Below are 20050 nucleotides of genomic sequence, written 5' to 3'. Positions count from 1 at the left end.
CTTGGGGTGTGCGTAACCGGAATACCGTGGGCTCGTGGCGGATCGGGGTGGGGGGCGGCACCGGCAGGGCTCGAAGCCGGGCCGGTCTGCGGTGCCCGAGAAGATCTGCGCGACCTGCGGACGTCCCTTCTCGTGGCGTCGCAAGTGGGCCCGCGACTGGGACGAGGTGCGCTACTGCTCGCAGGCCTGTCGTGCGGGCCGGCGCGACTCCGGCTTCGTTCCCCGATGAGCTCCTCCCCGATGGCGGTGACCGACGTCCGGCGGTTGATCGTCGTGCTCGGCGATCAGCTGGACCTCGGCTCGACCGCTTTGCGCGACGTCGATCCTCGACGCGACGTGGTCTGGATGTGCGAGAGCGCAGATGAGGCGACGGCGGTGTGGAGCCACCAGGCGCGGATCGCCGTCTTCCTGGCGGCGATGCGGCACTTCGCCGAGGACCTGCGTGCTCGCGGGCTCTCGGTCCGCTATCACCGCACCGAGGACGAGCGCGGCTCGCTGGCCCAGGCGCTCGCCGCCGACCTGGACGAGCTCCGGCCCGGCTCGGTGGTGGTGACTCAGCCGGGTGAGTATCGAGTGGAGCAGACGCTGCGTGAGGCGGTCGAGGCCGCGGGCGTGGAGTGGGATTGCCGCGAGGACGAGCACTTCCTCTGCAGCGCCGCCGACTTCGCCGAGTGGATCGGAGGTCGCAAGCAGCCTCGGATGGAGCACTTCTACCGGTGGATGCGCCGACGGACGGGCTGGCTGATGGAGGCTGGTGAGCCGGTCGGAGGACGGTGGAACTTCGACGCCGACAATCGTGGCGCGTTCACCGAGGACGGGCCGGGACTTCGGCCCGATCCCCGCTCGTTCCCGCCCGACCCGACGACGCAGGAGGTCCTCGACCTGGTCGCTCGCCGCTACGGCGACCATCCCGGTTCGCTCGCATCGTTCGACTGGCCGCTCACGCGGGAGGACGCACTGCTCGCCCTGGCGGACTTCGTCGACCACCGCCTCGCGCGCTTCGGCGAGGTCCAGGACGCGATGTGGAGTGGGGAGCCATGGCCGGCGGCGCTGCTCTTCCACTCCCGTCTCTCGGTGGCGCTGAATCTCAAACTGCTCGATCCGCGCGAGGTGATCGACGCCGTGGTCGAGGCGCACGTGGCGGGCCGTGCGCCGATCGGGTCCGTCGAGGGGTTCGTGCGGCAGGTGCTGGGGTGGCGTGAGTACGTGCGGGGGCTCTATTGGCAGCGCATGCCGGAGTTCGTCGACGCCAACGCCCTCGACGCGCAGTTGCCCTTGCCGGAGTTGTACTGGACGGGGGAGACGGAGTTCGCGTGCCTGCGGGAGACGGTCGGCGAGACACTGCGGCACGGCTATGCGCACCACATCCAGCGGCTGATGGTGACCGGTCTCTTCGGGCTGCTGCTCGGAGTGAGTCCGCGCGCGATGCACGAGTGGTACCTGGCTGTCTACGTCGATGCGGTGGAGTGGGTCGAACTGCCGAACACGATCGGCATGAGCCAGTACGCGGACGGGGGCGTCCTCGGGTCCAAGCCCTACGTGGCCAGCGGTGCCTACATCGATCGGATGAGCGACTACTGCTCGGGCTGCCCGCGTCGCCCCGATCGGGCGACGGGGGACGACGCCTGTCCGTTCACGACGCTGTACTGGGACTTCCTCGACCGTCACCGGAGCAGGTTCGCCGAGCACCCGCGGATGACGTTGCAGGTGCGCAACCTGGACCGCCGTGAGGATGACCTCCCGGCCATTCGCGCAGCGGCGGCTGAGCTGCGCGAGCGCCTCGTGAGTCGGCCGAGGCCCGGGGGAATGTAGAAAGTTCAACTACGGTTGATTCGATGTCGGCGCACGTCGACATCGAGGAGAGGTGGCTGCCATGCCTGCTGTGACTGTCGACGACCTGACGATCCTCCCGCGCCTCGCCGCGCCCGGGCTGGGAGACCAGCCGCGTCCGGTGTGGCAGGTCAGCACCGCCCCGCAGGGGTTCGAGGGCGAGGGCTTCCCCGTCCGACGGGCGTTCGCGGGCCTCGACCTGGCCCACCTCGACCCGTTCATCATGATGGACCAGATGGGCGAGGTGGAGTACGCGCCCGGTGAGCCGAAGGGCACGCCCTGGCACCCGCACCGCGGCTTCGAGACCGTCACCTACATCATCGACGGCGTCTTCGAGCACCGCGACTCCCACGGGGGAGGCGGCGAGATCACCAATGGCGACACCCAATGGATGACGGCCGGCTCCGGGCTGCTGCACATCGAGACCCCGCCGGAGTGGCTGGTGCAGTCCGGCGGCCTCTTCCACGGCGTCCAACTGTGGGTGAACCTGCCGCGCAGCTCCAAGATGACGGCCCCGCGCTACCAGGACATCCGCTCGGGCGAGGTCGCGCTGCTCACCAGCCCCGACGCAGGCGCGCTGGTGCGCGTCATCGCCGGGAGCGTCGCCGGCCACGCAGGCCCCGGCATCACCCACACCCCGATCTCGATGGTGCACGCCTCGCTCGAGCCCGGCGCGCGCCTCGACCTGCCCTGGGACGTCGACTTCAACGCGCTGGTCTACGTGCTCAACGGCCACGGCACCATCGGGGTCGACGACCGGCCGATCCGGATGGGCCAGACGGCCGTGCTCGGTGCGGGCGACTACCTCACCCTGCAGGCCGGCGCCGCGCAGGAGAGCCGGTCGCCCCAGCTGGACGTCGTCGTGGTCGGCGGGCGGCCGCTGCGCGAGCCGCTGGCCTGGGCGGGCCCGTTCGTGATGAACAGCAAGGACGAGGTGCTCACGGCCTACCAGGACTTCCAGCGCGGCGCGTTCGGTCAGATTCCCGCGCACTGATCGCAGGCGGCTGAGACTTAGGTTGCCCTAAGATCGCGGCGTGGCTCGGCTTTATCGCGACGCGTACGGCGTCCCGCACCTGCGCGCGACCTCGCTCGCCGACCTCGCGTACGGCCAGGGTCGGGTCGTGGCGACCGACCGCACCTGGCAGCTGGAGTACCTGCGGCGTCGCGCCAGCGGCACGACAGCGGAGCTGCTCGGCGCCAGCGGCCTCGGCTGGGACCGGTTCGCTCGACGGACCTGCGTCGTCGAGACGGCGCAGCGCGCGTTCGACGGGCTGAGCCAGGAGGCTCAGGGCTTCGTCGCGGCCTACGTCGACGGCGTCAACGCCGCCGTCGCGGACGGCGTCACCGCGGCGGAGCTGCGGGAGCTCGGCGCGAGTGCGCAACGGTGGCAGCCGTGGATGCCGTTGGCCGTCTTCCAGGCGCTGCATCTGACATTCGCCGGTCTGGGAAGCGCGCTCTGGAGTCGGTGGGCGCGCGACGTCCTCGGTGACGACGCCGCCCTGTTGACCCACGAGGGAGCCGATCGCGAGGAGCCGCTCACCAGCGGCAGCAACGCCTGGGGCGTGGGCGGTGGGCGGACGGCGTCCGGGCGACCGCTGATCGGCGGCGACCCGCACCGCGTCATCGAGCAGCCGGGTGTCTACCTGCAGATCCGGCTGGCCTGCGAGGATCCCGACGACTCCTTCGACGTGCTCGGCTTCACGTTCGCGGGCGTGCCCGGCGTGCAGCACTTCGCGCACGCGGGCGACGTCGCATGGGCCATCACCAACGGCATGGCCGACTACCAGGACGTGCACCGCGATGGCGAGCATCCGGCGGACGAGGTGATCGAACGGCGCCGGGAGACGATCGCCGTCCGCGACGCCGACGACGTCACGATCGAGGTCGTGCGCACGTCGCGCGGCGTCGTCTTCGAGCCGGGCTGGACGTTGCAGGACGCTCCGACTCAGATGGGAGACCTCGGCTTCGAGGCGCTGGTCCCACTGTTGCGCGCCCGCACCGTCGACGACGTCGACCGCGCGCTCGATCACTGGGTGGCGCCGGTGAACAACGCCGTGATCGCCGACGTCGGCGGGGCACTGCGCTACCGACTCGCGGGCCGGGTGCCCATGCGCGATGCCGGCGGCGAGTGGACAGGCTGGCTGCAGTGCCCTCGCCATGACGAGCCGCCGTCGGGGCAGGTCGTCACCGCCAACGATCGGCGCGGCCCCGAGAGCGACGCCGTCGGGAGGGTGTTCGCACCGCCCTATCGTGCCGATCGGATCAGCGCGCTGCTCAGAGACCGCGAGGAACTCACCACGGCCGACTTCGTCGCGGTCCACGACGACGCCTTCCTCGGCAGTGTCGCCGAGCTCGTCGCCCTCGTGCCCGGCGCCTTCGACACCTTCGATGCCCAGATGGTGGCGGGCTCGACCGAGGCCGGCCGCTTCGCGGCGTGGCGCTCGGCTTTCGTCCGTCGGATCGCCGAACAGCCGGTGTTCGCGCCGTTCCGCGATCCCGAGCACGAGCTCAACGGACCGCATCGCCACGAGCTGCTCTTCGCGCCCTGGCTGGACGTCGTGAGCCGGATCGCGCACGCGCTGCCGTCGCTCGTCGCGGCGGGCACCCCCTTCGGGATCGACCTCGTGTCGCTCGCGCGCGACGCCCTCGTCGAGATCGACGCCGACATCGCGGCCACGGGGCCGCGCACGTGGGGCGAGTCCCACGTCGTCACGCCGGTCCACGCGTTCGAGGTGCACGGCCGTACGCCCCCGGAGCTGCCGCGGCTTCCCGTCGACGGCGACAGCGACTGCGTGCGCTGTACGGCGTCGTACCCGGGGCAGACCGACGAGTGCTACCGCGGATCGGTCGCGCGGTACGTGTGGGACCTCGCCGACCGGACGGCGGGAGGCTGGGTCGTCCCCACCGGATCCGCCGGCGACCCGGCCGCCGCGCACCATCACGACCAGCTGGGGGCGTGGGTCGCGGGTGAGCTGGTGCCGATCGTCACCGACTGGAACGCCTTGCAGGAGGTTCCCGGATGGCGCTGACCTTCACGCTCGAGCCGGTGGACCCCGCGCGGGACGCGGCCATGCTGCACGCCTGGGTGACCGCCGAGCGGGGACGTTTCTGGATGATGGCCGACCACACCGTCGAGGAGGTGCGCGAGGTCTACCAGTGGATCGCCGATCAGCCCACCCATGCCGCCTACCTGGTGAGAGCGGACGGGCGCGTCGTCGCGCTCTTCCAGACCTACGATCCGCGTGCTGAGGAGATCGGCGACCACTACGAGTACGAGGCGGGCGACATTGGCGTCCATCTCATGATGGCGCCAGCGGATCCGCCGGTCCACGGCCTCACTGCCCACGTGATGGATTGGCTGGAGGCCTGCGTCTTCGCCGACCCGGCGGTGCGTCGGATCGTTGCCGAGCCGGACGCCGCCAACGACAAGATCCAACGGGTGATCGATGCTCGCGGCGTCGAGCGCGAGCGACTGATCCGGCTCGACCGCAAGACGGCGACGCTGCTGTTCGTCACGCGCGAGGACTTCGAGCGCATCCGCCGTCGATGACGGCGGTCGACGCGGTCAGGCGCGCCCGGCCGTCACCGTCGGGCCGCGCCGTCCGAAGCGATCGACGCCGACCACGACGACCCGAGCACGATCCTTCTGCGCGAGCCCCGAGACCGACACCGACGGCTTGGTGGTGGTGATCAGCCGGGTCTCACCGTCCGTGGTGCGGACGGCGACCAGCCAGTGGTGCGGGCGCGACGGCGCAGCGGACGGCGTCCGCCAGGTAGCCGTCATCCGGCCCTTGCGCACGGCCACCTTGACCTTGGTGGCCTTGCCGGGCAGCACCCATCCGGGCGCGTCGTAGGAGGCGACGCGCTCGGTCGAGATCGGGATTCCCTCGGAGTTGACCACCGTGGCCTGGATGAACCGCCGTCCGGCGGGCCCGGGAGTCGGCGTGAAGCGGAGCGTGCCGCTGTTCTTCGACGTCACCGTGCCCAGGTCCCGGGAGAGGCCGGCGGCGCTGCGCTCGACGAAGTGCACCGTGCGGGCTCCCTCGACGACGTTGGTGGCGGCGAAGCCGAGGGTCCAGGGCGTTCCGGCCTTGGCCTGCTTGCCGGGCGCCTTGACGGCGGCCGTCACGGTGGAGGTGCCGACCTGCTCCGCGACCGTGATCACCGGGTCGCCGGCCCGCAGGCCGGCGACGCGGGCATCGAGGTCGCGCGCGACACTCGCCGGGTAGCGGGCGATCGCCCGGGCGGCGCTGCCGGGCTGGGAGGAGACCCGCAGCACCGTCGGTGTGAGCGAGGCCCGCTGCAGCACCAGCAGGCGGGTGGATCCGCTGGCGTTGTTCGGGGTCAGGATGACCGGCTCGTTCTCCTGCGGCTCGCGCGGTGCGGCGGGGTCGGAGGCGACGATCACGGCGCCTCCCGCGTCGCGCACGGTCACCAGGGGCGGGACGCCTCCGGCGCCGGCGATGTTGACCGCCCACTGCCGCGGGTCGCCCGAGTGCGGCGGCAGCGTGATCGTGCCGTCCGAGGCGAGGGTGGCCTGGTTCGGGCCGGCCTGGCCGGGGGCAGGCGGGTTCTGGAAGACGCCCATGTCGCAGGAGAAGCCCGCGACGAACCCGTCGTCCCAGACGTAGCCGACCATGATCCCGATCGTCGTCAGCCACAGGTCGATCTCGGCGCACGCGCCGACTCCGATGTTGGAGAACGACGCCTTGACGGGGCCGACACACACGATCAGGCAGGCCTCGGCGCTGAGCTCGGCGTACCAGGTGCCCTTCGGCGGGTCGACGTCGACGCGACCGTTGGCGCGCACGCCGAGCCGGTCCCAGCCGATGTCGACGTTGACGTCGAGACGGAACGCCCCCGTGGTGTCGAAGTAGGCGGTGGCGTTGCCGACCTCGAAACCGAAGATCTCCGCGGCCGCGGCGAGCTGCAGGCTGGTCGGGCCTGAGGCGGGCTTCTTGAACAGGAAGCCTCCGCCGGTGCCGGGTGGGTCGCCGAGTCCCTGGATGGCGATCGGCGGGTGCTCCGTCACGGTGGTCGGCACCGGGATCGAGAGGTGGGCACCGCCACCGATCGCGAATCCGTCGGTGCCGTCGTAGGAGAAGCCGGCGCCGTTGAGCCACAGACCGGGGTAGAGCGCGAACGGGAAGGGCGGGCCGTCCTTGTAGACGAAGGAGAGCTTGATGAGCTTGCCCTTGCGGAACGCGACGCCGACCTTCATCCAGGCGCCGCCCGGCGGCAGCTTCAGCTCGGCCTTGCCGGCGAACTGCGAGAGGCCTGCGTCGTAGGTGATCTCCAGGTTGCGGATGCCGAACTCGCCGATGGTCAGGTTCTGGGCGCGGACCGTGATGCCGGTGAGGATGAGGCCCTTCTTCTGGGTGGTCGTGAGCACCGTCTGCCCGGTCACGGGTAGACCGGCGAAGAGGTCGAAGGGCTTGGGAAGCCCCAGGTTGGCGGTGACCTCGGCGCGGTCCTGCTTGAAGACCACCGAGGCCTGACCCATGACGGGGAAGTCGAAGAGCTTGATGTTCGACTTCTCCAGGCCCTCGAAGCGCGTCTCGCCGCCGACGTTCCAGGTGCCGGCGTCCTTGGCGAAGACCAGAGGGCCCGCCTTCTGCACGACTCCGGCGCCGGCCGTCACGGTGTCCTTGGTCAGGTCCACGGTGACCGACGTCGAGCCCTTCGGTGTCACGAAGTCGATGCCGTTGATGTTGACGTCGCCGTTGGTCGTCCAACGCTGGCCGTTGAGCTGCTCCCAGCACTTGCCGCCCCGGACTGCGGCGACCACGCCCGGCTTGATCTGCAGGGAGGTCTTGCAGTCCTTGGTGTTCCCGGGCGGGTTGAAGCCGCCGACGTGGGCCGGGGGCTCCGGGGAGGGATCCTCGTCCGACGGCACACCCCCGGCGGGGATGCCGACTGCCCAGACCGTGTGGTCGTTGTCGTCCCAGACCACCGTGCCGCCGCCGTCGGAGGCGGTGGCGACCTTGATGTTGAACGCGCGGACGTCGTCGACGAGGGTTCCCGGCCGAGTGAAGGCGCCGCCCTGCGGTGCGTAGGCCGACCGGAGGGCGGCCGTCGTGCCCTCGTCGGTCCACACGGCCGTCAGGCCGCCGCCGCTGTCGGCGCTCAGCGCGCCGAAGAGCGACCGGCTGATGTCGCTGGCCAGGAACGGCTTGCCGAGCACCAGGGTGCCGTCGGCGGCCTGGGAGACCCGGCGCACCTGGTAGGCGCCGCGCAGGACGTTGCCCTCGTACTCGTCGTAGGTCATCAGGTAGGTGCCGGCGGCGCCGGTGACGATGCTGGGCTGGGCCTCGCCGGCGATCCGGACTGCGGGGTACCAGTGGTCGGCGTCGTTGTACTCGGTGCCGTGCGTGGCGTCGTAGACGCGGACGAAGGTGTCCTCGAGATCGGTGTAGGCGGTGACCGGGGTCGCGGAGTCGATCAGGCCGACGCCGCCGGTGTAGAACTGCTGGCCGTCGGGATCCCCGATGAGCGCCGCCGCTGTCTCTGGTGAACCCTCGGGACCATCGGTCTCGGCGACCTGGACCGACGCCGCCAGCGGGGCCGACGAGCCGCCGAAGGCCATCGTCACGGCGTGGTCGCCGGGCCCGAAGATCGCGGCCTCGGCCGCCGCGACGCCGATCCACTTGCCCGGCGAGAAGGTGGTGCCGCCGTCACCGGAGGTCCAGCGCATCAGGACGCCGCGTCCGCCCGGCCCGCAGCAGAAGTAGCCCAGGACGTCGACCTGCCCGCCGCCCGGCGCCAGCACCTGGACCGGGCCGAAGCCGAAGGCGCGGGAGCCGTCGAAGCTGGGACCGGTCAGCGTCGTGGTCGAGTCGCACGCCGCCGCTCCCCGAGGGAGGCGGCAGTAGACGATGTCGTCCTCGCCGCCGTCGGGCTCCTCCAGCCAGGCGACGTGCGCGGTGTCGTTCTCGTCGATGGCGACCCCGGGCTTCGAGGCCCCGGTGGTCGAGAGCCGCACCGGCTTCGCAGCCGTCCGCGCGACGGCGCCGTCCGGCACCGTGCGTGCCGACGACGTGTTCGCGGGGCTGGCGCTGACCGGGCCGGCGGTCACGGAGGCGACCACCGCGATGGCCGCGGTGACGACGCCGACGAGCGCCGTCCGACGCCACGATCCGGGGGACCTCCGAGCACCCGACGGACCATCCCCGACGTCTCGTGCCATCGAACCTCGCACCATCACCACGACCTCCCAATCGCCGACGTCGAGCCCGCGCCGTGCTCGGGCCGAGGGCACGGTCCCACGGTCGACGTCGGCGCGGAGGCAGTTCGTCCGCGGATCATCCGATCTACGTAGACGGAGGGGTGTGCGGCTCATCCTCGCCGGTCGCGCTGTTCCGCTCCCCACGACGGGATCAACCTCGGCCCGGTTCCAGCCGCGGGCGTCGGTCGAGTCCGGACGGCGCTCGTGCCGGGTCACCGATCGCAGATCGGTCGTGACCCTTGACGTCACCCGCGACCATCCGATCTACTAGACGGCACAGACGTTCTGTTAAACAGAACATAGAGCGAAAGGTAGCCCGTGCACCGACTTGCGATCGACATCGGCGGAACCTTCACCGACGTCGCCCTCCTCGACGAGGCGACCGGTCGTCTGACGACGACCAAGCACCTGACGACCGCTGACGAGCCGGTGGTCGGCGTCATCGAGGCCGTCGACTCCGTGCTCGCCGAGGTGGGTGTCGGCTACGGCGACCTCGCCGACGTCGTCCATGCGACCACGCTCGCCACCAACACCGTGCTGGAGCGCGACGGCGACAGGGTCGGTCTCCTGACCACGGAGGGCTTCGCCGACGTGCTGACGCTCCAGCGGCAGAAGCGCTACGAGCTCTACGACTTCACCGCCCGTCTGCCGGAGCCGCTCGCGCGACGCGAGGACACCTACGGGATCCGCGAGCGCATGGGCGCCGACGGCGAGGTGGTGAGCCCGCTCGACGAGAGCTCGGTCGTCGCCGCCGCCGATGCGCTCGCCGCGGCAGGCGTCACGGCGGTCGCCGTCTGCTACCTCAACTCCTACCTCGCCCCCGAGCACGAGGTGCGCACCCGTGAGCTCTTGGAGAAGCACGGCGGGTTCAGCGTGTCGTGCTCGCACGAGGTGGCACCGGTCATCCGGGAGTACGAGCGGTTCTCGACCTGCGTGACGAACGCCTACGTCCAGGCGCGGATCGCCGAGTACCTCGCCAGTCTCGAACGGGCGCTGGCCGACCGCGGTTTCGGCGGCACGTTCTTCATCATGCAGTCCAGCGGTGGTCTCGTGGACGCGCAGACGGCCGGACGGCAGCCCGTGCGCCTGATCGAGTCAGGCCCGGCGGCAGGCGTGATCGCGGCGTCACGTGTCGCAGCCGAGCACGGGTGGCCCTCGGTCCTCTCGTTCGACATGGGCGGGACCACCGCCAAGCTGTGTCTGGTCGAGGACGGCGCGCCCACGCTGACCCATCTCCTGGAGGTGGACCGCACAGCGATGAAGCCGCGCAGCGGCCTGCCGTTGATGATGCCCGCGGTCGACCTCGTCGAGATCGGCACGGGAGGCGGGTCGATCGCGACGCCCGAGATGGGCGCCATCCGCGTCGGCCCGACGAGTGCGGGCGCGTCGCCAGGGCCCGCGAGCTACGGCCTGGGTGGCACCCGCCCCACCGTGACCGACAGCAGCGTGGCGTTGGGTTACGTCACCCACCTCAACGCCGACTTCCAGCTCAAGCCGCTCGATGTGCCCGCGGCCGAGACGGCGCTGCGCACGCACCTGGGCGATCCGCTCGGGCTCGACGTCGCGGGCGCAGCCGCGGGTCTTCGCGATGTCGCGGTCTCCGACATGGCGAACGCCGCTCGCTTGGTCACGACCGAGCGTGGCCACGATCCACGCGACGCCGTGCTGTTCGCCCTCGGCGGTGCCGGTCCCATGCACGCGGCGTCGTTGGCTCAGGAACTCGGCGTGGCGACCGTCGTGGTGCCACCTCAAGCCGGCGTCGGGTCGGCCGTCGGTCTCTTCCAGGCCGACGTCGTCTACTCCGCCGCGCTGAGTCGCTCGCTGCTGATCGATGCCGGCAACGCCGATCGGATCGGCGACGTGCTGGACGAGGTGGTCGCCGGCCATGAGCGCGACCTCGCCCAGCGGTTCCCGGATGGTCTGCCGCCGTTCGAGGTCGACTTCGAGGCCGACCTGCGGTTCGTCGGGCAGGGGCACGAACTCTCTGTCGCGTTCGAGCGTGGGGAGGGCGATGGTCTGGTCGACCGACTCCGCGAGGCCTTCCTGGTCCGGTACCGAGCGAGCTATCCGCTCGCCTGGGTCGATCGGCCGCTCGAGGCGATCACCTGGCACGTCCACTATCGGATCCGCGGCCGGGAGGTGCTGCGCACGGCACCTCAGGAGGTCGGGGCACCGGCTCCGCGCTCGACGAGGAGGTGCCTCTTCGGCGGGCACTGGCATGAGGCGACCGTGCTGCCGTTCGACGCACCCGAGCTTCGATCCGGAGCGATCGGCCCGGCGATCGTGGAGCAGAACGGCTCGACCGTCGTCGTGCCACCGGGATGGCGCGCCGCCGTGGGCGACCGCGACCTCCTCGTCCTCACCGCTGTGTCCGCGCCCGGCGCGGAGTCAGGAGCAGTCCGATGATCGACCCCGGCACCCTGTCCGTCCTGTGGGGCGGCTTCCGCGACGTCGCCGCGACCATGGGGTCGGCGCTTCGCACCTCGGCCTACTCGATCGCCGTGCGTGACGGTGACGACTTCTCGACGGCGTTCTTCGACCCCGACGGTCGCCTCGTCGCACAGGGCGAGTTCAGCCCCGGTCACCTCGGTGCCATGCCGTTCGTCGTCCGGCATGTCGTCGCGCTGCACCACGACGATGCCGAGGAGGGCGATGCCTTCGTCATCAACGACCCCTACGCCGGCTCCGGGCATCTGCCCGACGTCTTCCTCGTCTCGCCGGTCTTCGTCGAGGGAACGCTGATCGGGTGGCTCGCCAACGGCACGCACCACTCCGACATGGGCGGCTACGCGGTGGGATCCCAAGCGGTGATGGGCGTCTCGGAGCTCTACCAGGAGGGCCTGGTGCTCCCATGCACGCGGCTCTACGTCCGGGGAGAGGTCAGCCGCGACGTCCTGGGCATCGTGCTCGCCAACGTCCGGACGCCGGATCTGGTGCGCGGAGACCTGGCGGCGCAGCACAACGCGAACGAAGCAGGCGCCGAGCGAGTCCGTGCCCTCGCCGCGCGGCACGGAACGGAGGCGACCATCGCCGCGATGGCCCAGGTCATCAGCGGGACCGAGATCGCCATCCGCGAGCGGATCGCAGCGCTACCCGACGGCGTCTACCGGTTCGAGACGGAGCTGGAGGACTGGGGAAGCGACACTCCGCCCATCGCCGTGGTCGTCACGGCGACCATCGACGGCGAGACGGTGACCGTGGACTTCACTGGTAGCGGCGCCAGCGTGCCCGCCGGGATCAACTGCGCGCTCAACTACACGATGGCCTACACGCTGTGCGCCTTCAAAGCGCTCGTCGCACCGGAGATGCCGCAGAACGAGGGCACGATCGCGCCCTTGAACGTCGTCGCCCCGCTCGGGTCGTACTTCAACCCGGCCCCGCCCGCGGCCGTCGGCGGACGTCAACTCGCTGCGCCGCGCATCTTCGAGGCCGTCACGGGCGCACTGTCCCAGGCGGCCCCGCGTGGTGGGGTCGCGGGCTTCGGCGACATGGCGAACCCGATCATCTCCGGTCGACGCGAGGACGGGAGTCGCTACGTCTTCTACGACCTGGTGATCGGCTCGCTGGGCGGCCACCCCGAGGCCGCGGGGACCGACGGTCTCGTCGGCCCCCACAACCCCTCCAACATCCCCGTCGAGGTCCAGGAGGCATCGGCCCCGATCCGAGTCGAGCGCTTCGAACTCGTCGACGGGACGGGAGGCCGTGGCTCGCACGACGGCGGGCGTGCGGTGCGACGCGAACTCCGACTGCTCCAGGGCGAGAACGTGTCGATCACACTGCTCGCCGAACGCGCGCGCCGCGGTGCCAAGGGCCTCTTCGGTGGCGGTGACGGCTCACCGGGCGAGTACGACATCGTCCGCGCCGACGGGACCGTCGAGCCCCTCCATTCCAAGGGGCGCGCCGTCCTCGCGGCCGGCGACCTGGTCCGCATCCAGACGCCGGGTGCCGGCGGTTGGGGAGAGGTGGCGGGGGATGAGTGAGCGCGTGGCGACGCCAGTGCCGGTCTCCTACTGTCCGGCCTGCTCCCTGAACATCACCGACCCCTTTCCGTATTGCTTCGCGTGCGGCTCGCCGACCGAGGACCGGGTCCTCGAGGTCGATGTCGTCGAGGCCTATGTCGCCACCACGACGACGACCGGGGAGTTCGAGCGGACGCTGGTCTTCGTCGACCTCGCCGACGACGTGCGAGTGCTGGCCGATGCGCCGCGTCCGGTGCGCATCGGCGAGCGAGGTCGGATCTCGGTCACGGGGAGCACCGACGGCACCGACCACTACGCGTTCCACCCGCTCGACGACGAGGAGGACGGTCGATGAGGCGTCAGGACGTCCACATCAGCGGGGTCGGGATGACCCGCTTCGCCAAGCAGCCCGAGCGCTCGGTCGAGGAGCTCGGCACCGAGGCCGTGCTCGCCGCGCTGGACGACGCGGGAATGTCGGTCGCCGACGCGCAGAGCGAGATCGACGCGGTCTACGTCGGGTCCGGGTACGGCGGACCGCTCGTCGGCCAGCGCATGCTGCGCCGCCTCGGCCTGACGACGCGACCTGTCACCAACGTCGAGAACGCCTGCTCGTCGTCGTCCTCGGCTCTCAACCTGGCCGTCCGCGACATCGCGAGCGGCCAGCGCCGCACGGTGCTCGCCGTCGGCGTGGACTCCCTGTCACGACTCGGCTCGGGCACCCTGCCACTCGCCGAGGACGACAGCGAGGTGCGTCGCGGCATGACGATGCCTGCCGTCTATGCGATGCGCGCAGAACGCTTCCTGCACGAACGCGGCGCGACGGTCGAGGACCTCGCGCGTGTCGTGGTCAAGTCTCGGGCGCATGCCGCAGCGCACCCTCTCGCGCACTTCCAGCAGGAGACGACCCTCGAAGCCGTGCTGGAGAGTCGCCCGATCGCGACGCCGTTGACGCTCATGATGTGCAGCCCACGGTCGGACGGAGGCTCCGCGGCCGTCATCACAGCTGAAGCCCGCCCGGGGTCGGTGCGCGTCCTGGCGAGCGAGATCGCCTCGGGCCGGTTGTTGTCGGCGAACCGCGACATGACGCGCTCGGAGCTGTCCCAGAGGATCGCCACGCAGGCGTACGAGGTCGCGGGGGTCAAGCCCTCCGAGATCGACGTGGCCGAGGTGCACGATGCCTTCGCGATCGCCGAGCTCATGTACTACGAGTCGCTCGGCTGGTGCGAGCCGGGAGAGGCCTCGTCGATGCTCGCCGCGGGCGAGACGACGTTCGGCGGCTCGGTCGTGGTGAACGCCGGTGGCGGGCTGATCAGCCGCGGACACCCCGTCGGCGCCACCGGTCTCGGCCAGGTCGCGGAACTGGTCTGGCAACTGCGTGGAAGCGGTCCCGGGCGGACGGTCGAGGGCGCGGAGCTCGCACTCGCGCACTGCACCGGCGGCGGCATCGGGGGCCTCGACCACGGCGCGTGCTCGGTCACGATCCTGGCGGCGACGTGACGGGGCCCCTGGACGGCGTCCGAGTGGCCGACCTGACGACGTTCCTGGCCGGCCCCTTCGCCACGCAGATCTTCGCGGACCTCGGCGCGGAGGTGATCAAGGTCGAACCACCGACGGGCGACTCGTCGCGCCACATCCCACCGCACATGGTCGACGGTGACTCCCTGTACTTCCACGCCGTCAACCGCGGCAAGCAGTCGATCGCCGTCGACATCAAGGAGCCCGCCGGTCGCGAACTGGTGCTGGACCTCCTCGAGACCTGCGACATCCTGATCGAGAACTACCGTCCCGGGCAGCTGGCCCGCTTCGGGCTGGATCGCGAGACCCTGGCGGCTCGCAACCCGGCGTTGGTGGTGTGCTCGATCAGCGGCTTCGGGGTGGAGGGGCCCGACCGGGATCGACCGGCCTACGACATCGTGGTCCAGGCGGCCTCCGGAGTGATGGGCGTGACCGGGGAGGTCGACGGACGCCCGGTCCGGCTGGGTGTCCCCCTGGGGGACATGGGGGCCGGACTGTATGCGGTGATCGGCTGCCTGGCGGCCCTGTCCCGACGCGAGCGGACGGGCCCGACGCAGGTCGACGTGAGCATGCTCGACGCGCAGATCGCCTTCCTGGGCTATCTCGCTGCCTACGAGCTGCACGCCGGGGGAGTCCTGCCCCAGGGTCGCGGTCACCAGAGCATCGCCACCTACCACACGTTCGCGTGCTCCGACGGGCGCGACGTCGCGATCGCCGCGAACACCCAGCCGATGTGGGAGCGGCTGTGTCATGCGCTCGACTGCGCGCACCTGCTCGACGACCCCCGATTCGCCACGAATGCGGCGCGACTGGATCACCGCGACCTGGTGCGCGAGGAGCTGGGGCGTCACTTCGCGAAGGCCCCCGGAGCAGAGACCGCGGCACGTCTCCGAGCCGCCGACGTGCCGTCGTCGCTCGTCCGCACGATCGGCGAGGCGCTCACCCATCCCGACGTCGTGGGGCACGGGGCGCTGACCGAGGTCACCACCGCGGGCGGTGCGACCGTGACGGTGCCGGGCAATCCCGTGGTCGTCGACGGCGTTCGCGGCCCCGGACGTCGAGCGACGTCGCCGTCGCTCGGCGAGGACACGGTGGCGGTGGCGACACGTCTGGGACGCAGCGACGACGACATCCGAGCAATGCTGGAGGCCGGCGCCGTCGTCGGCCGGCCTGGAGGAGGAGAAACCCGATGATGATCGACCTCGGTCACCCCCTGCACACCGACGTCGCGCGGGCGCCCACGGTGGCCGCGCCCACGATCGACATCGTCAAGCACGAACTCGCCTGCCCGCCGGGCCCGCTCGGCCAACCGGTGGTGTCGGTGACGCGCGCGGGCCTGCCGGTGCACTTCGGTACCCACGTCGACGCCCAGAACCATCTCTTCGCCGACGGCAAGCCGATGGAGGCCTACGAGCTGGACCGCTTCATCGGCCCCGCGACGTTCGTGGATCTCAGCCACATCGACGACCGCGAGGTCACCGCGGCGGATCTGGAGGAGAGCACGTTGGCCCACACGGGAGAGGGCATCGTGTTCCTTGTCTTCGGGCGGGCCGGCCTCTTCGCGACCGACCCCGTGGCCTACCTCGAGCAGCCGTGGATCAGCACGGGCGCTGCCCAGTGGCTGATCGACCGAGGGACGACGATGGTCGGAATGGACCTGCTGACGCCCGACCTCCCGGCCGCGATGCGCCCTGAGGGGTTCGACTTCCCGGTACACCGGCTTCTGCTGGAGCACGACGTCCTCATCGTCGAGAACGTCGCGGCCGGCGCCCAGCAGTGCGTGGGCCGCTCCGCTGAGGTCACGTGCGCGCCCATCACCCTGCGCGGGGCGGACGGCGGGCACGTGCGGCCCGTCGCGCGACTGATCTGAGGACGAGCCGGCGTGGTGGCATCTTCGACGTGGACCCGGACCTGGTGCGTCAACCCGGTGCCGTTCGATGCGACGGGCTCGCCGGACATGGACGAGTACCGGCGTCACGTGCGCTTCATGGTCGAGGGCGGCGTGCGTGGGCTCGTTCCGCTCGGTCTCGTCGGCGGCGGACTGCAGCTCACGCCGACCGAGCGCGACCTGGTCGTGACGGCGACGATCGAGGCGGCCGGCCCGGACGTGGTCGTCTACCCCGCGATCCTCGACGCCTTCGGATCGGCGGAACTGGCCGAACGGATCGACAGGTACGCCGATCTCGGTGCGCACGGGATCTACCTGGGGACGTCGCCGTTCGTGCGAGCGGACGAGTCCGGCAGTCACGCACTGGTCGACGGAGCCCTACGACGGACCGCCACCGACCTCCCGATCGTCTGCTACGACAACAGCAACTTCACCGGCTCCCGCTTCGGCGTCGGCACCGCCCTCCGCCTCCACGACGAGCACGGCCGGGTCGCCGGGTACAAGCAGAACGACCCCGCTGTCGTCGCGGACGTCGTCGCCGAGGTCGCGGGTCGATTCCCGGTGGCGCCACCGTGCTACGACCGGTTCACGATGCTCGGCTACCGCAACGGCTGCACGTTCCAGGCCGCCGCCGGCGCCGCTGTCGTGCCGCGCGCGGTAGCCGTGGTCAGCGACCTCGTCGGCGCGGGCCGACTCGACGACGCCGAGCGGGTCAGCGAGGGATTCGCTCCGCTCTACGCGCTTCCGGAGCACGAGTGGATCGCGGACTCGCTCGCGCTGTACGCCGGCATCTACTGCCACCTCCTCCAGCGCCAGGGCTTCCGCTTCGTCCCGCCCGCACCGTTCCGCTGGCCGCTGCCGGAGTGGCTCTCCCGTCGGCTCGACGAGACCTGGGAGCAGGTCGCGTCGTCGTATGCGGCGCTGGAGGCGGTGCAGTCGTGAACTACGTGCAGCTGCGCAGCTACCAGGTGGACCCGGACCGCCTGGAGGACTTCCTCACGACGTGGCGCGACCAGGTCGTGCCGATGCGCGCGCGTCACGGGCTGCACACGCTGGAGGCGTGGCTCGATCGCGGCGACGCACGCTTCGTGTGGATCTCCTACGTCGACGACGGCCGTGACCACGCCGAGGTCGAGGCGCGGTACTTGGCCAGCGACGAGCGACGTGCCCTGACCCCCGACCCCGCGGGCTGGCTCCTCGAGACCGACGTCCGGATGGTGCAGCCGGTGCGCTGGGAGACGCCGCGATGACACTGCGACCCTCGGGCTGGGCCGCGTGGCGCATGGGCTTGGCGGAGCGACTCGCCGAGGATCCGTGCGGCGACGTCCGCATCCGACGGCGGGTGTCGGCCGTGCTCGCCGACGACCTGGCAGCGGCCGTCGGTGCGATCCGCCACAGCGAGGTGCGCCGGTTCGGCGCCTCGGCGACGCGCACGTCCGCATCGGGGGAGGCGAGCGTGCTCGCGGGCCACCGCGCAGGGCGGGAGCAGGCCGCCGCCGCGAACGCCGTCGCGATGTGCTGGGAGGAACTGGACGGCGGATACCGTCCGGCGCCGTGCCACGGCGGTCTCTACACGATCCCCGCGGCTCTCGCCGAGGGCGAGGCGGTCGACGCGTCGCTGGACGACGTGTTGCGCGCCGTCGCCGTGGGGTACGAGGTGGCGGCCGGGCTGGCTCGGGCCTTCCCGACGGAGCCCCCTCTGCTCGTGCACCCCCACGCGATGCTGGCGCCCGTCGGTGCCGCCGCCGCCGTCGCCTGGCTACGCGACGGCTCGCCCTCCACCGTGCTGGCCGCGGCTGATCTCGCTGTCACTCTGGGCGCGGTCGGACCGTTCAGCCACGCGGCACGCGGGATCGCCGGACGCAACGTGTGGGCTGCGGCCGGCGCGCGCAACGGCTTCCTGGCCGCCGATGCCGTGGCCGCCGGCATCGAGGCCGACCCGGCCTCGGCGCTCGACGTCCTGCTCGACACCCTGGGGCACCGCGCCGCGATCGACGGTTCGTCCTGGCGCCGTCCCTGGGCCGTCGCGGAGGCGTACCACAAGGTCTACGCGGCATGTCAGTACACGCACAGTGCGATCGAGGCGGCACACGACCTGGCCACGGGCCCGCTGGACGGGGTGTCGGCGGACGAGCTCGTCGAGGTGGAGATCGCCGCCCATCCGCTGGCGATCGGGTTGGACCTCAGGCACCCGGAGACGGTGCTGGGTGGCAAGTTCTCGCTGCCGCACGTCGTCGCCGTGACGCTGGCGACGGGGCGGACCGATCCACCGGTGTTCGGTGCAGACCTGCTGGGATCCCCGGTCGTCCGGTCCGTCCGGGAGCGGATCCGCGTCGTGCCCTTCCCCGCAGCGGTCCACGGCGAGCGGCCCGCGACGGTGCGGGTGCTCCTCCGCGACGGCACCTCCCACGAGTCGACGTGCCGGAGTGCCGTGGGCAGCCCGGACCGTCCGCTCACCGACGCACAGCTCCTCGACAAGATCGAGCTGCTCACCGCGGAGTCGTGTCCGGCCTTCCCGTCCGTCGCGGCCGCGTTGGTGGAGGGCACGCTCGCCGGCGACACGCCCATCAGGGACGTGATGGCCTCCACCCGATCAGTCGTGCAGGTCTGACCCTCCGCCTGCCGGGCCGTGTCCGAACCACTCCGATGAGGAGCGCACCACCAGCTGGGTCGGCACGAGGTGGTTGCGCACCGGCTCGTTCTCGATCACGGCACAGATCGACTCGAACGCGGTGCGGCCCATCGCGTCGAGATCGGCGCGCACGGAGGTCAGGGGCACCAGCAGACGCTCGCTGATGGCGATGTCGTTGTAGCCGACGACCGCCACGTCCTTGCCGGGCTGCAGGCCCTGAGAGGCCAGAGCCGACATCGCACCCACGGCCGCGAAGTCGTTGACGGCGAAGACGGCGTCGGGCGCGCCTCGGCGGAGCAACTCGGTCATCGCTCCCTGACCGCTCTCGAGGTCGAAGCCGGAGTGCACGATCGCGACGTCGTGCGACCCGTCACCCTCCGCCAGCCCGTCGAGGAAGCCCTGGGTCCGGTCGACGGCCGTGCTCGCGTAGGTCGGTCCCGCGATGATCGCGATGCGCCTGGCCCCACTGCTCGCGATGTGGCGGCCGGCCTGGCGGCCGCCACCCGCATCGTCGCTGACGACGTAGGGGAGGTCGGCGGTCCGACGGCTGGCGAGCACCATCGGGCAGCCCGCCGAGTGGATCTCGAGAAGATCGGAGTCGTGGAGGCGGGCGTCTGCGACGACGATGCCGTCGACGCGCTGGTCGAGGAAGCGACGCACCGCTTCCGATCGTTTCTCTGGCTGGTCGCGGGTGCTGGCGACCAGCGACATGTAGCCGCGTTGGGCTGCAGCCTGCTCGAACGCCTCGTAGACGGTCGCGAGGACGACGTCGGTGATGCGGGGGACGAGCACGCCCAAGACACCCGTACGCCCGCTGCGCAGGCTCGCGGCCCAGCGGTTGGCCGAGTACCCGAGCTCGGAGGCCTTCGCGACCACGCGCTCGACCGTCTCCGGCCGCACCCGGTCGTGCTCGCCGCGCAGGATGCGCGAGACCGTCGAGACGTGGACGCCGGTCGCGGCGGCCACGTCTCGCAGGGTCACAGGTCCTGGCATCGTCTTCT

General features: G+C 71.3%; 16 protein-coding genes. 14 read left to right on the top strand and 2 right to left on the bottom strand.

Annotated elements, in window-relative coordinates:
* The first annotated feature begins 34 nt into the window (after positions 1 to 34).
* The 5 genes from KSO97_RS11605 (at position 35) to KSO97_RS11585 (ending at position 5380) form a co-directional block, all read left to right on the top strand.
* Positions 35 to 229 (top strand): DUF2256 domain-containing protein, encoded by a 195-nt coding sequence (locus KSO97_RS11605; protein ID WP_232679022.1) that lies wholly within the window; start codon positions 35 to 37, stop codon positions 227 to 229.
* On the top strand, positions 226 to 1812 hold the full coding sequence (locus tag KSO97_RS11600) for a cryptochrome/photolyase family protein (RefSeq protein WP_232679020.1): 1587 nt from the start codon (positions 226 to 228) through the stop codon (positions 1810 to 1812). Before KSO97_RS11605 ends, KSO97_RS11600 begins: the two co-directional genes overlap by 4 nt.
* 61 nt (positions 1813 to 1873) lie before the next feature.
* Positions 1874 to 2824 carry a pirin family protein gene (locus KSO97_RS11595; RefSeq protein WP_232679019.1) on the top strand — a complete coding sequence of 317 codons (951 nt, stop codon included), beginning with the start codon at positions 1874 to 1876 and terminating at the stop codon, positions 2822 to 2824.
* A 40-nt stretch (positions 2825 to 2864) separates the two neighbouring features.
* On the top strand, positions 2865 to 4859 hold the full coding sequence (locus KSO97_RS11590; protein ID WP_232679017.1) for a penicillin acylase family protein: 1995 nt from the start codon (positions 2865 to 2867) through the stop codon (positions 4857 to 4859).
* Positions 4850 to 5380 carry a GNAT family N-acetyltransferase gene (locus KSO97_RS11585; RefSeq protein WP_232679015.1) on the top strand — a complete coding sequence of 177 codons (531 nt, stop codon included), beginning with the start codon at positions 4850 to 4852 and terminating at the stop codon, positions 5378 to 5380. The genes KSO97_RS11590 and KSO97_RS11585 overlap by 10 nt, the downstream gene beginning before the upstream one ends.
* Positions 5381 to 5395: 15 nt before the next feature.
* Here the strand turns inward: KSO97_RS11585 and KSO97_RS11580 are convergent, their stop codons facing one another.
* Positions 5396 to 9088 (bottom strand): hypothetical protein, encoded by a 3693-nt coding sequence (locus KSO97_RS11580; RefSeq protein ID WP_232679013.1) that lies wholly within the window; start codon positions 9086 to 9088, stop codon positions 5396 to 5398.
* Between the two features lie 285 nt (positions 9089 to 9373).
* On the opposite strand from KSO97_RS11580, the gene KSO97_RS11575 reads away from it, so the two are divergent.
* From KSO97_RS11575 to KSO97_RS11535, 9 genes are read left to right on the top strand one after another with little or no spacing between them, the layout of a single operon-like run.
* Positions 9374 to 11461, top strand: a complete 2088-nt coding sequence (locus KSO97_RS11575) for a hydantoinase/oxoprolinase family protein (protein ID WP_232679012.1) — start codon at positions 9374 to 9376, stop codon at positions 11459 to 11461.
* Positions 11458 to 13035: a hydantoinase B/oxoprolinase family protein gene (locus KSO97_RS11570; protein ID WP_232679010.1), complete on the top strand. Its 1578-nt coding sequence runs from the start codon at positions 11458 to 11460 to the stop codon at positions 13033 to 13035. The genes KSO97_RS11575 and KSO97_RS11570 overlap by 4 nt, the downstream gene beginning before the upstream one ends.
* On the top strand, positions 13028 to 13369 hold the full coding sequence (locus KSO97_RS11565) for a hypothetical protein (protein ID WP_232679008.1): 342 nt from the start codon (positions 13028 to 13030) through the stop codon (positions 13367 to 13369). The genes KSO97_RS11570 and KSO97_RS11565 overlap by 8 nt, the downstream gene beginning before the upstream one ends.
* Positions 13366 to 14511, top strand: a complete 1146-nt coding sequence (locus KSO97_RS11560) for a thiolase family protein (protein WP_232679006.1) — start codon at positions 13366 to 13368, stop codon at positions 14509 to 14511. Before KSO97_RS11565 ends, KSO97_RS11560 begins: the two co-directional genes overlap by 4 nt.
* On the top strand, positions 14508 to 15722 hold the full coding sequence (locus tag KSO97_RS11555; protein ID WP_232679004.1) for a CaiB/BaiF CoA-transferase family protein: 1215 nt from the start codon (positions 14508 to 14510) through the stop codon (positions 15720 to 15722). The genes KSO97_RS11560 and KSO97_RS11555 overlap by 4 nt, the downstream gene beginning before the upstream one ends.
* Positions 15719 to 16399 carry a cyclase family protein gene (locus KSO97_RS11550; RefSeq protein ID WP_232679002.1) on the top strand — a complete coding sequence of 227 codons (681 nt, stop codon included), beginning with the start codon at positions 15719 to 15721 and terminating at the stop codon, positions 16397 to 16399. The genes KSO97_RS11555 and KSO97_RS11550 overlap by 4 nt, the downstream gene beginning before the upstream one ends.
* A gap of 15 nt (positions 16400 to 16414) precedes the next feature.
* A complete protein-coding gene (locus KSO97_RS11545) occupies positions 16415 to 17359 on the top strand; it encodes a dihydrodipicolinate synthase family protein (protein WP_232679000.1) in 945 nt (314 codons plus the stop codon).
* Entirely contained in the window at positions 17356 to 17667 is a 312-nt protein-coding gene (locus KSO97_RS11540; protein WP_232678998.1) for a hypothetical protein, read from the top strand. Before KSO97_RS11545 ends, KSO97_RS11540 begins: the two co-directional genes overlap by 4 nt.
* Positions 17664 to 19028: an MmgE/PrpD family protein gene (locus KSO97_RS11535; protein WP_232678997.1), complete on the top strand. Its 1365-nt coding sequence runs from the start codon at positions 17664 to 17666 to the stop codon at positions 19026 to 19028. The genes KSO97_RS11540 and KSO97_RS11535 overlap by 4 nt, the downstream gene beginning before the upstream one ends.
* Here the strand turns inward: KSO97_RS11535 and KSO97_RS11530 are convergent.
* Positions 19011 to 20042, bottom strand: a complete 1032-nt coding sequence (locus KSO97_RS11530) for a LacI family DNA-binding transcriptional regulator (protein ID WP_269782365.1) — start codon at positions 20040 to 20042, stop codon at positions 19011 to 19013. The genes KSO97_RS11535 and KSO97_RS11530 overlap by 18 nt on opposite strands.
* Positions 20043 to 20050: the final 8 nt, after the last annotated feature.

The sequence above is a fragment of the Nocardioides sp. R-C-SC26 genome (genome assembly GCF_021246465.1).
Classification (GTDB): Bacteria; Actinomycetota; Actinomycetes; order Propionibacteriales; family Nocardioidaceae; genus Nocardioides.
This window is presented reverse-complemented; position numbering and strand designations above follow the sequence as displayed.

What these genes read in the sequence shown, in the direction of transcription:
- KSO97_RS11600 (WP_232679020.1), top strand. Translation starts at nt 226, where the DNA reads ATGAGCTCCTCCCCGATGGCGGTGACCGACGTCCGGCGGTTGATCGTC.
- KSO97_RS11595 (WP_232679019.1), top strand. Translation starts at nt 1,874, where the DNA reads ATGCCTGCTGTGACTGTCGACGACCTGACGATCCTCCCGCGCCTCGCC.
- KSO97_RS11585 (WP_232679015.1), top strand. Translation starts at nt 4,850, where the DNA reads ATGGCGCTGACCTTCACGCTCGAGCCGGTGGACCCCGCGCGGGACGCG.
- KSO97_RS11570 (WP_232679010.1), top strand. Translation starts at nt 11,458, where the DNA reads ATGATCGACCCCGGCACCCTGTCCGTCCTGTGGGGCGGCTTCCGCGAC.
- KSO97_RS11565 (WP_232679008.1), top strand. Translation starts at nt 13,028, where the DNA reads ATGAGTGAGCGCGTGGCGACGCCAGTGCCGGTCTCCTACTGTCCGGCC.
- KSO97_RS11560 (WP_232679006.1), top strand. Translation starts at nt 13,366, where the DNA reads ATGAGGCGTCAGGACGTCCACATCAGCGGGGTCGGGATGACCCGCTTC.
- KSO97_RS11550 (WP_232679002.1), top strand. Translation starts at nt 15,719, where the DNA reads ATGATGATCGACCTCGGTCACCCCCTGCACACCGACGTCGCGCGGGCG.
- KSO97_RS11535 (WP_232678997.1), top strand. Translation starts at nt 17,664, where the DNA reads ATGACACTGCGACCCTCGGGCTGGGCCGCGTGGCGCATGGGCTTGGCG.
- KSO97_RS11530 (WP_269782365.1), bottom strand. Translation starts at nt 20,042, where the DNA reads ATGCCAGGACCTGTGACCCTGCGAGACGTGGCCGCCGCGACCGGCGTC.